The 14,693-nt window shown below is 42.5% G+C and carries 14 protein-coding genes; 8 read left to right on the top strand and 6 right to left on the bottom strand.

Translation table 11 applies throughout. From position 1 onward, the window contains the following. Positions 1-29: 29 nt before the first annotated feature. Positions 30-200 (top strand): acyl carrier protein, encoded by a 171-nt coding sequence (locus RMX98_RS31130; RefSeq protein WP_409881679.1) that lies wholly within the window; start codon positions 30-32, stop codon positions 198-200. A 54-nt stretch (positions 201-254) separates the two neighbouring features. Next, positions 255-500: a hypothetical protein gene (locus RMX98_RS31125; protein WP_409881678.1), complete on the top strand. Its 246-nt coding sequence runs from the start codon at positions 255-257 to the stop codon at positions 498-500. A 231-nt stretch (positions 501-731) separates the two neighbouring features. Here RMX98_RS31125 and RMX98_RS31120 read toward each other — a convergent pair whose 3' ends face one another. After that, on the bottom strand, positions 732-1,415 hold the full coding sequence (locus RMX98_RS31120; RefSeq protein WP_409881677.1) for a flavodoxin family protein: 684 nt from the start codon (positions 1,413-1,415) through the stop codon (positions 732-734). 687 nt (positions 1,416-2,102) lie between these two features. Here RMX98_RS31120 and RMX98_RS31115 point away from each other — a divergent pair. Beyond that, the gene (locus RMX98_RS31115; RefSeq protein WP_409881675.1) at positions 2,103-2,375 is read left to right on the top strand and encodes a hypothetical protein; all 273 of its coding nucleotides are present in this window, start codon (positions 2,103-2,105) and stop codon (positions 2,373-2,375) included. Between the two features lie 85 nt (positions 2,376-2,460). After that, positions 2,461-2,739, top strand: a complete 279-nt coding sequence (locus RMX98_RS31110; protein WP_409881673.1) for a hypothetical protein — start codon at positions 2,461-2,463, stop codon at positions 2,737-2,739. 142 nt (positions 2,740-2,881) lie between these two features. On the opposite strand, the gene RMX98_RS31105 is transcribed toward RMX98_RS31110, so the two are convergent. Then, positions 2,882-6,334 carry an ATP-binding protein gene (locus RMX98_RS31105; protein ID WP_409881672.1) on the bottom strand — a complete coding sequence of 1,151 codons (3,453 nt, stop codon included), beginning with the start codon at positions 6,332-6,334 and terminating at the stop codon, positions 2,882-2,884. A 451-nt stretch (positions 6,335-6,785) separates the two neighbouring features. Here RMX98_RS31105 and RMX98_RS31100 point away from each other — a divergent pair, with 451 nt between their 5' ends. Both RMX98_RS31100 and RMX98_RS31095 read left to right on the top strand, forming a co-directional pair. After that, positions 6,786-7,229 (top strand): AAC(3)-I family aminoglycoside N-acetyltransferase, encoded by a 444-nt coding sequence (locus RMX98_RS31100; RefSeq protein ID WP_409881671.1) that lies wholly within the window; start codon positions 6,786-6,788, stop codon positions 7,227-7,229. A 327-nt stretch (positions 7,230-7,556) separates the two neighbouring features. Then, positions 7,557-7,961 carry a DUF4112 domain-containing protein gene (locus RMX98_RS31095; RefSeq protein WP_409881670.1) on the top strand — a complete coding sequence of 135 codons (405 nt, stop codon included), beginning with the start codon at positions 7,557-7,559 and terminating at the stop codon, positions 7,959-7,961. A gap of 353 nt (positions 7,962-8,314) precedes the next feature. On the opposite strand, the gene RMX98_RS31090 is transcribed toward RMX98_RS31095, so the two are convergent. Next, entirely contained in the window at positions 8,315-8,587 is a 273-nt protein-coding gene (locus tag RMX98_RS31090) for a GlsB/YeaQ/YmgE family stress response membrane protein (RefSeq protein WP_409881669.1), read from the bottom strand. Between the two features lie 370 nt (positions 8,588-8,957). Here RMX98_RS31090 and RMX98_RS31085 point away from each other — a divergent pair, with 370 nt between their 5' ends. Continuing rightward, the gene (locus tag RMX98_RS31085) at positions 8,958-10,343 is read left to right on the top strand and encodes an alpha-amylase family glycosyl hydrolase (protein WP_409881668.1); all 1,386 of its coding nucleotides are present in this window, start codon (positions 8,958-8,960) and stop codon (positions 10,341-10,343) included. Between the two features lie 248 nt (positions 10,344-10,591). On the opposite strand, the gene RMX98_RS31080 is transcribed toward RMX98_RS31085, so the two are convergent. The 3 genes from RMX98_RS31080 to RMX98_RS31070 all read right to left on the bottom strand — a co-directional run bounded on the left by RMX98_RS31080 (position 10,592) and on the right by RMX98_RS31070 (position 13,399). Further along, positions 10,592-11,494, bottom strand: a complete 903-nt coding sequence (locus RMX98_RS31080) for a phytanoyl-CoA dioxygenase family protein (RefSeq protein WP_409881667.1) — start codon at positions 11,492-11,494, stop codon at positions 10,592-10,594. 358 nt (positions 11,495-11,852) lie between these two features. Next, positions 11,853-12,143, bottom strand: coding sequence for an HNH endonuclease (locus tag RMX98_RS31075; protein WP_409881666.1), 291 nt, complete (start codon positions 12,141-12,143; stop codon positions 11,853-11,855). Positions 12,144-12,505: 362 nt separating this feature from the next. Continuing rightward, complete coding sequence (locus tag RMX98_RS31070; RefSeq protein ID WP_409881665.1) at positions 12,506-13,399, bottom strand: alpha/beta fold hydrolase; 894 nt, start codon at positions 13,397-13,399, stop codon at positions 12,506-12,508. A gap of 614 nt (positions 13,400-14,013) precedes the next feature. On the opposite strand from RMX98_RS31070, the gene RMX98_RS31065 reads away from it, so the two are divergent. Then, positions 14,014-14,247, top strand: a complete 234-nt coding sequence (locus RMX98_RS31065; protein ID WP_409881663.1) for an EF-hand domain-containing protein — start codon at positions 14,014-14,016, stop codon at positions 14,245-14,247. Positions 14,248-14,693 lie beyond the last annotated feature (446 nt).

Genomic DNA, 14,693 nt, shown 5'->3' with positions numbered 1-14,693 from the left:
ATGCGGGTGATTTGCGATGGTGTTTCCCTTTGGCAAAAAGTATAGCTGTACCTGCCAAATCAGAGCAGAGGGAAACAACACTGCAAACATTACGCTCTATTGTAGCGAAATTACTGAAATCGGAGCCATCAAACATCGATGTTCAAGCTCCTTTTTTAGAAATGGGTGCTGATTCTATTGTTCTAGTTGATGCTGTATGAACTATTGAAAATACTTATGGTATTCAGATTTCCATTCGCCAGTTATTTGAAGAATTGACAACGCTTGATGCACTGGCAAGGTATGTAGAAGAGAATACCAAATCCGAATCTGTGGCAGCAGAAGATGTACAGGAAGAATTGCGATCGCTATGTTACACTAAACGCACTCCTACATCCAAGCAACTAGCACAAAGCTATCGTCCAGTTTTAGCTGATAACAGAGCTTCAGCTGGTTTTCGGTTCTCCACAAAGGAAATGCTCTATCCGATAGTTGGCGATCGCAGTCGGGGATTTTTATAGTACTAATGTACTGTTTTGAAGCAAGCGATCGCTCTAGGGGTGCAATTTTTCCTTGCTTGAATGCAAGCACCTCTTGAGCGATAACTTTGTTAAGCTGCGTAAAGCACTGCCTAGCTCTCAGTTCTGTGTCAAAGGTGCGATCGCCACATGTAAGGGCGCTTCCGCCATCGCTGTAGGAGTTTCACTTTGACTCGAAAAGAATTTTTTGTCAGATGCTTTGGGTGTCAAAAGCTACTTAAACCAACGTTTAGTTGCCTCTGCAATGCGTTGCCCAAAGCGTACTGAGGTCAGATAATCACCTGAATCTAGCACTGCTTGGTTGCCGCTCATATCAAGTTGGCTTTGACCCATGACACCTAAAAATCCTCCCAGTCGATTGACCCCATCATCCTTACCAGATAAAAAGCTTTGCAAGTCTCCCACATTTACCCAAATCATGCCGTGCTGGGCTGCGTTCGTCGCTAAGTATAAGAGCGTCCCTTGCTTGTCACCACTAGGAGAGCTAGAGTGGGTGAAACCCGCAGCGATTTTGTCTTTCCATCCGTGTCGGAACCAAACTTCGCTACTGGCATCGATAAACGCCTTAAACTGAGCCGCTACACCACCCATGTAAGTGGGAGAGCCAAAAACGATTGCATCAGCTTGGTTGAGCTTTTCTAGTCCCTCATCGTTCTTCCAACGACCATTGACAATCTGCTCTCCAGTAACTCGTAGCAGTTCAACAGTGGTATCTTCAACTTTAGTTGCACCTTCAGCAATGGCTTGGGCCATAAGATGAGTATGACCTGCACCAGAGAAATAGATAATCGCGACGGTAGGCATAGGAGCTAAGGTTAAATTTTTGACTGAAACTGAACGAGAAATATCATAAGGACTACTGTAGGGGAAAGTAAAGTAGCTACTCTCTTTCGTCATGTTGCGTACAGCAGTCCCTCTTCTCTACGTACTGGCGTGGGTTTCACTTCTGGAAATAGCTTTAGCTGATTTGGTTCCAAGGCAATACTACTCGCTTTGTACATTTTTAACTCGGCATTGGGTTTGGGAAAAGGTTAAAGGTTTTTTCTTTCCCCCTTTTCCCCTTAACCGACAACTATTGGGTTCCAAGGTGACTACAAAGGGTGTGACCGACTAGCTGATATCATGTCCGCTTGATTGCTTATTAAACGCGAAGAACCCCACCCCGCCAAAGCTGTGCTTTGTCTCCCCTCCCCGCAAGCCTACGGTGTACACACATCTCTAAAAATCTTACCCACCCAATATTTCTGTTCAAGTGAAAGTCTCACATTGAGCAAATATCCCGCCCAGAACTAAAGTTCCGGGCTGATAAGCCAAAGTCCTCTAAAAGAAGCCTTTCGTTATGAGACTTGGAATTTATTCCGAGGCGGGATAGATACACTGCACCAACACTTGTGTGTACACCGTAGCCCCGCTCTTCGGGAGGGGTTGGGGGTGGGGTGCAATAACTATGGCAATCGTAACTAAATTATGCGGACATGATATGATTATCGCTTATAACCCAAACTCAAGAAAGTTGTTAACGGGTTTATTGATTTTGATCTCTGTTAGCGTGGCTGATTCTTCAGTGCCGCCGGGGAGATCCCGATGACCAAACCAAGTCTGAAAACTGGTTGTAAAAAACTTCAATTTCAACATTGTAGAACAAAGACGATCGCATACCTCAAGGGCGTTGCTGAATTAAAGTATGAATTTGGATGTAGAGACGTAGCACTGCTACGTCTCTACAAGGATTTTGGTATTATGCAAAATCCTACATCATACATGGAATCAGCAACGCCCCTCAAGAGTAGCGATCGCTTTTTCAATGGATATCACCTGGTTGTACAGAGGAAATGGCATATCTTCTCTACAGCTTAGTGCTGTCTGGTGTTTTGAGGATTAACTATACGCTTTACTGTGGAATATCTTTATAAGGCTTCGCCAATTCTAGGTTGAGAATGTTGTGCTTGCACAACAAGCTGACCAAAAAAATAGGGCGATCGCCGCACCTTGGAAAGTCTGCGATCGCTGGCTGGTGTGTGCGTGGCTTCAAGCTGACGGTAGAGTATTTGCAGGGGGCGAGGGAGTCAAATTTACTACCAAACACTTAACTATCTCTAAACTGCTTGATGGGGTCAAGAATTACAACTATCTTTCTCCTGGCTGGGAGAATGTGGAGGTGATTGCAGATGTGGCGATCGCTTCTCTAGTACAACTCTATAATCTCGTTCCGGGGTTTTGATTACTTCAAAACATGACAATATTTCCAAATTAATAATTAAGGATAAAGCACTATTATCTATTACTATGGTGAAGTTGGTTAAAAATTTGAAAGGCTATTTCCTCAAATATTATTAACTGTTAGTTTCTAGCTATTTTTTCTGTCAATGCTGAAACCGACCAGACAAACTTGCAACCATAACTACTAACTCCAATGGATCAAATGGTTTGGACAAATACATTTGAAAACCTGTGAGCAACGCCCGCCTTCGGTCTTCCTCTTTGGCATAAGCACTCAAGGCGATCGCTGGCATTCTTCCTCCTTTTTCTACTGGTAAAGCCCTGATTCGACGAATCAGACTGTAGCCATCCTCCTCTGGCATTCCCAGATCCGAAATCAGTATATGTGGCATTCTCGACTCTAACGCTGACCAGACTTGCGCTACTGATGCCACTTCAGTTACCAAAGCACCATGTTGCTGCAAGATAAAACTAACAAGCTCACGCCCATCATCTTCATCATCAACCACTAATACTTGCAGACCTTTGAGTGAAATTTGACTATCATTGTTTACAGAGATTGATTCTGCACCTTCAGAAACATCTGAGATATTCATCAGGGGTAACTGCACGCTAAATGTTGTTCCAAGACCAAGACCTGGGCTGTGAGCTTGTACCGTTCCTTGATGCATTTCCATTAAATGTCGGACAATTGCTAAACCCAAACCCAGCCCTCCGTAGGTTCGGGTTGTACTTGTATCTGCTTGGCGAAAGCGGTCAAAGATGTGAGGCAAAAAGTCAGCTTTAATACCAATACCTGTATCTCTAACTTGGAGGAGCGCATCACTACCATTCGTTTCTAGGGAAACCTCTACCCGCCCTCCAGAAGGCGTAAACTTAACTGCATTAGTCAGCAGATTCCACACTACTTGTTGTAAACGGCTAGCATCGCCAAATACACAACTCGCGCATTCATCAAGCATACACTCAATAGTTATATCTTTACCTGAAGCTTGTGGTCTTACTGTTTCGATAGCTTCTTTAATCACTGAAATTAAAGACAATGAATGCTTCTCTAATCGCAATTCTCCTCGGATAATACGCGAGACATCGAGCAAATCGTCTACTAATTTTGCTTGAGCTTTGGCATTGCGTTCTATAGTTTCTAGCGCACGAGCAGTCGCAGCCCGATCTAATTTACCTTGACTTAGCATCTTAACCCAGCCGAGCATTCCATTTAGCGGTGTGCGAATCTCATGGGAAAGTACTTGCAAAAATTCATCTTTCATGCGATTGGCTACCTCTGCCTCAACCCGCGCTGCTTCCTGTTGAATTCGTTCTGCTCGTTCTGCTTGCGCCTGTTTACGTAGTCGAGATAATTCCAAATTTGCCCGCACCCGTGCCAGCAGTTCTCGCGCCGAGAAAGGTTTTATCAAGTAGTCATCCGCACCCATTTCTAAACCTTCGACACGAGATTCCTCGCCTGCACGGGCAGATACCAGAATAATCGGTACTTCACGAGTGGATGCTTGAGAGCGCAATTGGCGCAACAATTGCAAACCGTCAACTCCTGGCATCATGATGTCGCTTAGTACTAAATCTGGTATTTGTCTCTCGGCTGCGGCTAAGGCCGCTACTCCATTTGTGACTACCTCTACCTCGTAATCCGGCTGGAGTAAGTGCTTCAAATAATCACGCATATCTGCGTTGTCATCAGCTAACAGAATACGAGCTTTTGAACTTGTGCCTTCTGGAGCAGGAGCAAAGAAATTCTTTTCCCTTTTCCCCTCTTCAGGCAGCCAACGCCATGCTTCCTCAACAAAAGCATTTGCCCCGAAAGCAGTCGAAGATAAATCACTCTTAGTTCCAATGCGCTCAACAGGCAGATGATCTTTGCCAGTGGGCAATACAACTATAAAAGAACTTCCCTGATTTACTTTGCTGGTGACGCGAACCGAGCCGCCATGAAGTCGAACCAGTTCTTGCACTAGCGATAGCCCAATGCCTGACCCTTCATGAGTACGCCCTTGTAATCCTTGTACGCGGTAAAAACGCTCGAATAAACGTGGCAACTCTGCTGCTGGAATTCCTGTGCCTGTATCCCGAATCTCCAATTCAACATATTCTCTATACCAGCGCAAGGCTACAGTAATTTCCCCAGTAAACGTGAACTTGAAAGCATTGTTGAGCAAATTCAAAACAATCTTTTCCCACATTTGGCGGTCTACATACACCGCTTCTGGTAATGGTGGACAATCTACCGTCAAACGTAAACCTGCCCGTTCGATAGCCGACCGGAAGACACTTGCAAGTTCAGTGGTCAATCCAGCAAGGTCTGTCGGTTCGTAAACCGCTTCAATCCGACTTGCCTCAATTCGGGAAAAATCTAGTAGTGTGTTTACCAATTTGAGCAACCGCAGGCTGTTGCGGTGAACTAGCTGCAATTGCTCGCGTTCTTCAGTTGTCAATGACCCGTTTTTACTACTTAGTACATCCTCTAACGGGCCAAGCATTAACGTTAAAGGTGTGCGGAACTCGTGGGAAACATTATTAAAAAACTCTGTTTTCGCTCGGTCTAGTTCTGCTAATGCTTCAGCGCGTCGGCGTTCTTCTTCGTATGCCTGAGCATTGCGGACTAAAACCGATACCTGACCTGCAAGCAATTCGTAAAATGAGCGATATCCCTCATCTAGCTCACGGCTAGGGCTAATTCCAGCTACCAATACACCCAATGTTTCTGTCTGAAAGGAGGAGGCGAGCGGCAACACGATCGCTGATTTTACTGGTTCACTAAACGTACCACCTAACACCGTGGTTTCGCCATCAACAGCTTCAATTAGAATTGTTTCACCATTTGCTGCTTTCGCCAGCGACCAAATATCTCTGCCATTAGTTTCTAATTCGAGCGTTTTCAGACTTGCGGCTTCTCCTGCTAAAATCCCCACAACTCCCTGCAACGTCAATTTTTTACCGTCGAGGTCACGCAGATATAACAGGGCGAACGGTACATCGATTGGGGACGAGGCAATCACCGAAAGCGCATTCAGGCAGGTTGCTTTTACGCTTTGGCTTTCGCCTGCTTTAGACGATAAATCCCGTAAGAGCCGCAATCGTCGATCCCCTAGTACTTGTTGTGTTACTTCACTACACACTGCAAGCATACCGACAATCTCTCCAGAATCGTCTTCTGCTGGAGCATGGGAAACGTTAAAATAGGATTCCTCCCGGTAGCCAGAACGTTCCAACAGCAGTAGCAATGCAGGTGTCCAATTCGCTACGCCCGTTGCCATTACGGTTTCGATCATTGGGCCTAAGGTGTCCCATGCCTCGGCTAGTGTAATCCGAATATCAATCCCAAGGGCTGCGGGATGTTTATCGCCAATCAATTGGGAATAGGCATCGTTGTAAATTTGGATGAAATCTTTACCCCAAGTCAGGATCATCGGATAGCTCGAAGCAAGAAGCATCTTTACCACTGACTTGAGACTTTGCGACCATGTATTGATCTCGCCTAACGACGTTTGCGACCAGTCCAAGCGATTGATTCTACAAGCCATTTCCCCGCCTCGGAAATAGTCAGCAATGGAATGAAGATTTTTTGCTTTCATCTGGTTCATTAAGTCTTGCTGCCTTCGGCTAGGGACAGTTACCTTTGTAATTTTTTACTCAAACTCTTTGAAACTAAAACTACTCTATTTTTATTGAATACCACTTTATATTAATAGATATTCTATGTTTTTTAGGTAGATATAGCTGTTAAGGTTTTGCATAATAAATACATTATACTCAGCTTAAATAAATTCGTATCTAATTGTACTTAAAATGATGAAATGAGAAATGAATTAGTCATTTTGGGAATCTTGCCTTGTATTAACCGTTTTCTCCTGTCTGCTAGAGGCAGCATGAACAACCTGGCAAACGATTGTACTTTGGCAATAACAGCAAACTATACTCAACTGATTTTTGGGTTTAGCCCTTTCGTCTGATATTGTATGCACGAGCAGGATTTAGCTGCTCAACAGGAATGTAGCTTAGGAAATACCAATGAACTTAAGCATTCAACAGATTATGCCGGAGGACGTTGCATTAATGGAAGCTCTATTAGCAACCTTTGGTGAGGCGTTCGATGAGGTTGAGACATATAGAAATCCGCCTAGTGCAGACTACTTGCGGCAACTGCTCAATAGTGACTACTTCATTGCGATCGCTGCATTGAAAGAAGGTGAGGTCGTTGGCGGTCTTACTGCCTACGAGCTTAAAAAGTTCGAGCAGGAGCGCAGCGAGATTTACATCTACGATCTAGCTGTTGCCGCCGCACACCGACGGCAGGGAATTGCAACGGCATTAATTCAGAAGCTGAAAGAAGTAGCAGCAGCATGTGGAGCTTATGTCATTTTCGTCCAGGCGGATATTGGTGACGATCCAGCCATTAAACTTTATACAAAGCTGGGCGATCGCGAAGACGTATTGCATTTCGACATAGCAGTTAATAGCGGCAATGACAACGCCTAATGCCTATTTGAGTAGTGGCTTTATCGAAAAGGGCATACTAGAGAGCGGCTCTAGTTGTTGCATTACTTCTACTGGTAAGTGAGTCATTTGAGGAATTTCAGCAGGGTTTTGCTAACACCGTATCCATCGTTGAAGAAGTCGGAAAACCGTGTTCCTGAATTAGTTTTAGTCATAAGCAATGATAGAGCGATCAAACTAAACTGTATCATCCATCTATCTGCTTTCTGAGTAGTTGTCAGGATTTTTATTCATACTTGTTATTTCTAACGGTACAAGACAAATAAATAAAAATGGTGCAATTTAAAAGTAGTGTAAATTTCATAAATTATGGACGCTGCTAAACGCCTTGCTACTCTAAATCGTATCCGTAAACTCAGCCGTTTGATGGATACATCAATACGCATCCCTCTAACAGGTTTTCGCATTGGAATAGACCCAATTATCGGTTTGGTTCCAGGTGCTGGTGATTTAATCAGTACAGCGTTTTCAGCTTACATCATATTTTTAGCTACTCAGTTTGGCATCCCGCGTCAAGACTTAGCGAAAATGATTTTTAATGTAAGTTTGGAAACAGTCGTTGGTACTGTGCCTTTAGTGGGTGATTTGTTTGATGCTTTCTATAAGTCCAACATTCGGAATTTGGCAATTTTGGAGCAGCATTTGACAGTAGTTGAACCAGAACTAAAAGAAGTGTCTGATGAACTTTACTCTCGTAAGTTCAGCCAAGTTTAAGTGAGAAAGTAGATAGAGTTTTCCAGAAATTGCTTTACACGGTATCATCCAATACTACTCGGGTTTTGCATTTTCAACTCAGAATTTGGTTTGGGGAAAAGGTTAAAGGGTAAGGGTTAAAGGTTTTTTATTTCCCTTTTCCCCTTCCCCTTTCCCCCTTAACCGACAAGTATTGCGGTATCATCCATCCAGCCGGACTCAGAGCAATTCGCTGGAACGGCATCGCACTCTAACGAAAGAATAGCACCCACCTAAATACAGGCAGGCGCTATTCAAATAATTTAAATTCAGGGAGAAAATATAGCGAAATGAATTCCCTGATTTTTATTATTAATTAATTCAAATTTAATTGATTACACAGCACTGCGACGATTTAACAAGTTCCACAAGAAAACAGCGACAATTGCGCCAAGAACCGCTACTGCAATACCAGGAATGCTGAGTGTGGGGGCGGCTAATGTCAAGGTTCCTGTACTGAAGAACACACCCAAACTTCCACCAACAAAAGCACCGATAATTCCTAGTAAGATTGTTCCGAGAATTCCGCCGCCTTGATGACCGGGGTAGATAGCCTTTGCAATTGCACCAGCAATTAGACCTAAAATAATCCAAGCAAGAATATTCATTGTTTTAATTTGATAAACGTTTTTACGCGACAAATACACAATAGCAATCCCAACATTGACATTCCATCTACCAACAGAATCAATGATTAATAGCCTTAAGTATGAATGCTGTTACTTCTAGTGATATACCCCCTAATTGAATGGCACTAAGTTAAGCACAAAGCCATGATATAACTGGCTTTTGGGTGTGGGGTGTAGGGTGTAGGGTGTGGGGTGTGGGGAATAAGAAGATGTTAAACTTCTTGACGCAACTAAATCCTATAGAATGAATCTATTGAATGCAGATAAAGACTTTGTATGGATTACAAAATGAATAGGTTGCTTCACATTCTGAATGTGGTTAATTGCTTGCCCCACCATTTTTATAGCTATGAATTTCATCCAATTGATATTTAGCAGTGTAGTTATAATTTTTACAATTTGCCTTTTTCCCGTTAAAACATTAGCAGTAGAAAGTCCTATTGCTATCTTTCATGCGTTCGATCAGCAATATAACAATATCGAACAATTTGTTTGTGAACTAGGGAAACAGGGATACTCACACATTCAAATTCCTCCAGCCCAAAAATCTAATGCTAGCCCACAATGGTGGGGAAGGTATCAACCTGTAGACTATAGGGTGATTGAAGGTAGAGGTGGGCAAAAAGATTTAAAAAAACTTATAGATAAAGCCCACAGTTGTAACATTAAAGTCATTTCTGATGTTGTCTTTAATCACATGGCTAATTTAGATGGCAACGATGATTTTGAAGATTTAAGTCAATTTCCGGGTATTTCGGTCAGTGATTTTCATTCTGCTTTAAACCGTCTAGGTGAAAATCTTTGTGGCATTAACTATAGTGATAACAACAGATATACAGAAATTAATTGTTGGTTAGGCGGACTACCCGATTTAATATTCACCAATAAGGTTAAAACCATTCAAAAAGCTCATCTAAAAAAATTGTTGGATTTAGGAGTAGATGGATTTCGGTTTGATGCTGCTAAACATATACCAGCAGATATTATCAACGAATATATTAATTACGTTGAGCAACAAAGCCAAAGAAAAACATGGAATTATCTTGAGGTAATTGCAGACAGCGACACTTTATCAAAAGACTATAACTGGATTGCGCCTGTTACAGATTATGTTCTCTACAACTCGATGAAAAATGCTTTCACCTTTGGTGGAGATTTGCGTTCACTACGACTTACCACAAATGTAAACGAATCGCGTAGCGTTACCTTTGGTAGAAACCATGATAACATTCGTGAGATTAATTCTTATGCCATTAATCCTTATAGTGAGCGTTGGGACTCCTTTCTAGCAACAGCTTATGTACTAGCAAGAGAAAGTGGCACTCCTCTAGTACTTAACTGGGATAATGAAGATGCTTCTTTTATCAAATACGGCGTTAAGTTCCGCTCCATTATGCGTCAACGGCAAAATCAGGGAAAAAACGTTAAAGAAAATATTTTGGAAATTGTTGATAGTCCCACCTTATTGCTAATGGAGCGAGGGGGCGAAGGATTCTTTGTTGTCAATAAAGCTGAGAATAAATTTAATGTGTCAGCATTAGATTTGACGCTCACTAGTTTAGAGGGGTGTTATCGAGAACTCCGCAATAACTTTACTTTTGCTATAGAGCGTCGTAATAACGGAAAAAAATTTATTACTCGTTGGGGAACCTGGAATAAGAGTGGTATGGAAGTTGGCAGGCGCGATGCACTCTACTTTATTCGAGAACCTTTTAATCAATGTCAAACAGGCTAAAAGGCTGGGAAATACAATAATAAAAGTTATTTGAGATACAGGACTGATGCTTACAGAAAAGTGCTTGGTGGGTCTGCGCCTGCTTGAAATCTGCGGCAATTTTTAACTGAAGTGCTGGTTTTAGCTTCAAGGCTACTTTCGTTTGTCTTGGCTCCACACCCCAGTGAAGCGATCGCTATTTTTTGAGCCTGTTTAAGCTATCCTGTTTGGGCATTCCATCCCACCAAGCCACGTTTTAGCCAAATCTGTTAAGCCTCCCCCATGACGAGTCCCTCAATCGTATGGGCTTGTACGATAGGTTCTAGTTCATCGACGATTCGGCAGACGAAATGCTTTCGGTGCTGTAAAGGAATAGTCTCGTAGTAAACGCGAGTGAACTGGAGATCGTGCCGCAAAGCGTTTTGGGCATCTGGAGCATCCACACCAAGCACTAAGGTCGGCCGCGATTTTTGGGATTGGTTGGCAGTACCCCGATGAATGGTCAGCGCTGACCGGACAGATATATCTCCACACTTTGGGAGCTTCCTGACAGCACGCTCTTGGTATCGGTCGTAGAGAGATTTTGGCGGAAACATTTCGTGTTTGAAGCCGATTGGCCGATCCCACTGGGTGCCGAGTGCTATCTCGAACGGCCCCATGTCCTCTTCGACATCCACGGTGGTTAAGTTGAAAGCAAGCGAGTTGAGCCTGCGTCCTGTCAGAGTGGCTTCGGGCGCGGGAAAGTCGCGATGCCAGGGCTGATTCATGGAGCCAGTCAGAGGTACATCGAAGCCAATCTCCACGATTTTGTAGTCTTCTCCAAGGACTGCGGTTGATACTGCCACTACCCAAGGATGTGTAACCAGATCGAGAAACCCCCCGATCCTCTCCGGGTGAATCTCTACGTAGTATCGATTGGGCCCGCGCCCCACTGCTCCTCCCGGACGCGCAAGCGCTTCAGAGAAGAGAACCTCAATATCCTCACCAAGGCGATCTGCCCACGTCGGCTCGAATGCACCTTTCAACCCAATGATCCCGTCGCCGTAGAGTCCGCCCATGATGGCGGCAGTATCATACTGCTCAAAGAGGACGGTTGGGGGGATATCTTCTGTTTTCTGGGCTTGGACGGTATTTGTGTAATCAAAAATAACTTCGCGTGCGGCGGTATTCATCCTAATCCCCTTCTGAAATAATTTTGAAAAAAGGACATAACAGGGGTAATTTTGGGCGAGATGATAGCGATATAGTTCTGCTGCCTAACTACAATAACCCCAAGAACTAATGATAAATTGGGGTAGAAGGTGCGTAATTGGGCTATAAAATCTAAATAAAAGGACTTTGGACGATAATATCCAAAAAATGCTCTAGTTTTTAACCGAAAAATTGTAAATAAAGTTAATAAATACTTTTGCTGTTGTCGTCATGCATACGCAAGATTTATACTTTAGTGTCATTTTTAAGGTTTCTGTTTCTTTTCTATAGCTTCAGTGCATGGTGATGTAACACAGAACACACTATCGACCTTACTTTTTAGCGATGGACTGAAACTCGCTTACCTGGGTCTTGCTTTCTTACCCAAACCAAGAATTTTTGCATTTGCGGCTCATTTTTGAGTTTGTCTATTGTGTTGAGTTCAAGGCCCAGCAGCTTATTATCGAATAAAACATGAATCTGTCGATGACAGGCAGAACAAATATTTGCTGTTGGGCCTGGGTCTTGTTTTTTGCGTTTGGTATTTTGTCGTGGAACTAAGTGATGGACAGTTAAATGTTCCATCTGTCTTTGACACAGTTGGCATTGCTTGTGTTGATTATTTGACACTTGATGAATGATAAAACTCTATCTAATATCATAGCGATTACTAAACTTAGGACTAACCGACTCAACATAAAACTGCCCTGGCTTTTGTCCAGAGCAGTTTTTGATAGAAGTAAATTATATAGGAGACTTTTAGTGTTGTCCCCGGTTTATACATAGTAAATACGGTTATATAATACTATTCACCTCAAGTTTTGTGCTTTACGCAAAAAACGAATAATCTTAAAGCTGGCGTTACAAAGATTAGAAGTCAGCACGAGCGGGCGTATTACAGATGGCATCCGCTTCTCTACTATCTACCTCTCATTTTCCTAAACTGGGCTAGGACAAGCAGATAGGGAGCGATCGCACCAAGCTCACTGCCTTCATGCGATCTTATTCAGAAATTGTAAAATATTTTGAGATGTAATTTGGGGCTGTTCAATTTGAGGGGCATGACCACAGTTTTTAAGTTTTATTAATTGAGAATTCGCAATGGAGCGCTGAAATTTTTCTGCATCTTCAAGTGGGAGCATGTCATCAGCTTCTCCCCATAAAATCAGTGTTGGTTTTTCAACTTTGGCAATTCTATTTGCCAAGTTGCTATAACCTCCAGTTTTGACATAATCAATCATGGCATCATGCCATCCAGGCATTTGTTGATGTAGCATGGCGCACTGAATTGCCAAAAGTATTTTGGGATCGAAATTAGGTAAAATACTACATAAGTTTAATGCCAATATGTGGCGCTGACGCAGGTATTCAACAGCCAAAAAGTCAAAAGGAGGAAATAAATATTTGCTAAAAGCAGGAGAACTAGTGTAACCTAAACTATTAATCAATATTAGAGATTTTACAATTTGAGGATAAGTGAGAGTAAAATCGATTGCAGTTGCACCTCCCATTGATGCGCCTACTAGTATGATTGGTCTGTTGATTAAAGTTTTCCAAAAATTGTAAAGGTGAATTTTGATGGTAGTTGGGCTGTAATTTATTTCTTTTTGTCTCTGTGTAAAGCCAAAACCTAACAAATCTACTGCCCATGTTTCATTTTGAGCAGCAAGTAATGGTAACAGAAGGCGGAACTCAAGGATGGAACTGTCGAAGCCGTGAAGCAGCAGAATTGGTGTGACTCCACAACCTTTGTGAATATAGGTTGTAGGCACTGGTTGGTCGCTCAGGGAGGTAGCAAGGTTAATTCTCTCGATACTTTGGATGAAAGCGATCGTCTCTGGGTCTTTGGGTTGATTAACTTGTAATGGCAGAAAATTAGGAAACATTAAAGCAATATAATAAGGCGTTTTGAAAGCGATAGATTATTTAACTGTAATAAAAAATTACACATTTCTTCTCGCTTGTCAGCTTTATTCCTGCGACTCAGTAAGCTTTTGTTGATATTTTTTGTACTCTCTGTCTTTATGCTGCCAGTATTTCTCAACTGTTTGTTTGGCAGCGATCGCGTTGTTGTATTCATCTCCACCTTGGCTTAATAATCGTTGTTTGGTTTGCTTTCGTAAGTCAGAAACAACTTTGCCATTAACTTTACGCGTCTTTGACCAATCTAGAATCGCTTTAGAATAGTTACTAGTGTCAATGTCATGAGGAACAGAGCCTTATATAGTGTCCATAAAAAAACGCGATCATCGGACAGGTATAGCGATCGCGGTCATTTTCTAAACCATGACTGAAAATTAGCTGTATCTGCTATTGAGTAGGAACTTTGGCTCGACCGTGCCGATTGATTTTCATGTCCCAATTGTATACCCTGTATCAGGGACTACACCTGATCTAAGCCCTAGCGATACCCGTTTCTACGTCTTTGGATACAAGTTTATTTAATTTTGAGAGATTAATGAGATATTAAATTGAAAAACGATTATTCAGATAGAAACTTATGGCAACCGAGCAAGAGCTTCAATCTCTCTTTAATAAATTAGATACCGATCAAGACGGCAAAATCTCCATTAATGATCTTTTTTTAAGCCCTGGCTTAAGTACAATCGTTTCATCAGAAACAAATATCAGTACTCCCCAGGAATTGGTAGTAAATTATGATTCAGACTCTGACGGTAGTATTACCTTTGAAGAGTTAAAGTCAGCAGTTGAGAAAGCAAATAATTTAACTTAGCAGTCAAAAAACCCAATACCAAATACCAATACCCAAAATCCCTCAAAGCGCCCACGCTTTGAGGGATTTGCATGAAAAAGACAATTGTCTGTTCGTCATCTTCTGAGTCGCTTAAAGTGATAAGAGCAAGTTTGTTTTAACGCAAGATTGAACCTGAACCAACTTCCCACTGATGTTTGAGCAATTCTTGGTAAGTCTTTTCTCTTATCATCATGTGCTGAGGCACTCGTCCGCAATAACGGGCTAGCGTTTGCCCCGGTTGCGGGCGATATGCAGGCGTTACTCAGTGGAGAAGACGGACAAAAACTACTAGAGTCGGGTGGTAATCCCAATACTTGTCGGGTTTTGGGGAAAAGGGGAAGGTGGGGTCCCCTCTGGGGATAAGGGGCGGGGGAAAAGGGGAAAGAAAAAACCTTTAACCTTTACCCTTTAACCTTTTCCCCAAA

Source organism: Nostoc sp. DedQUE02 (genome assembly GCF_034531035.1).
Taxonomy (GTDB): Bacteria; Cyanobacteriota; Cyanobacteriia; order Cyanobacteriales; family Nostocaceae; genus Nostoc.
This window is presented reverse-complemented; position numbering and strand designations above follow the sequence as displayed.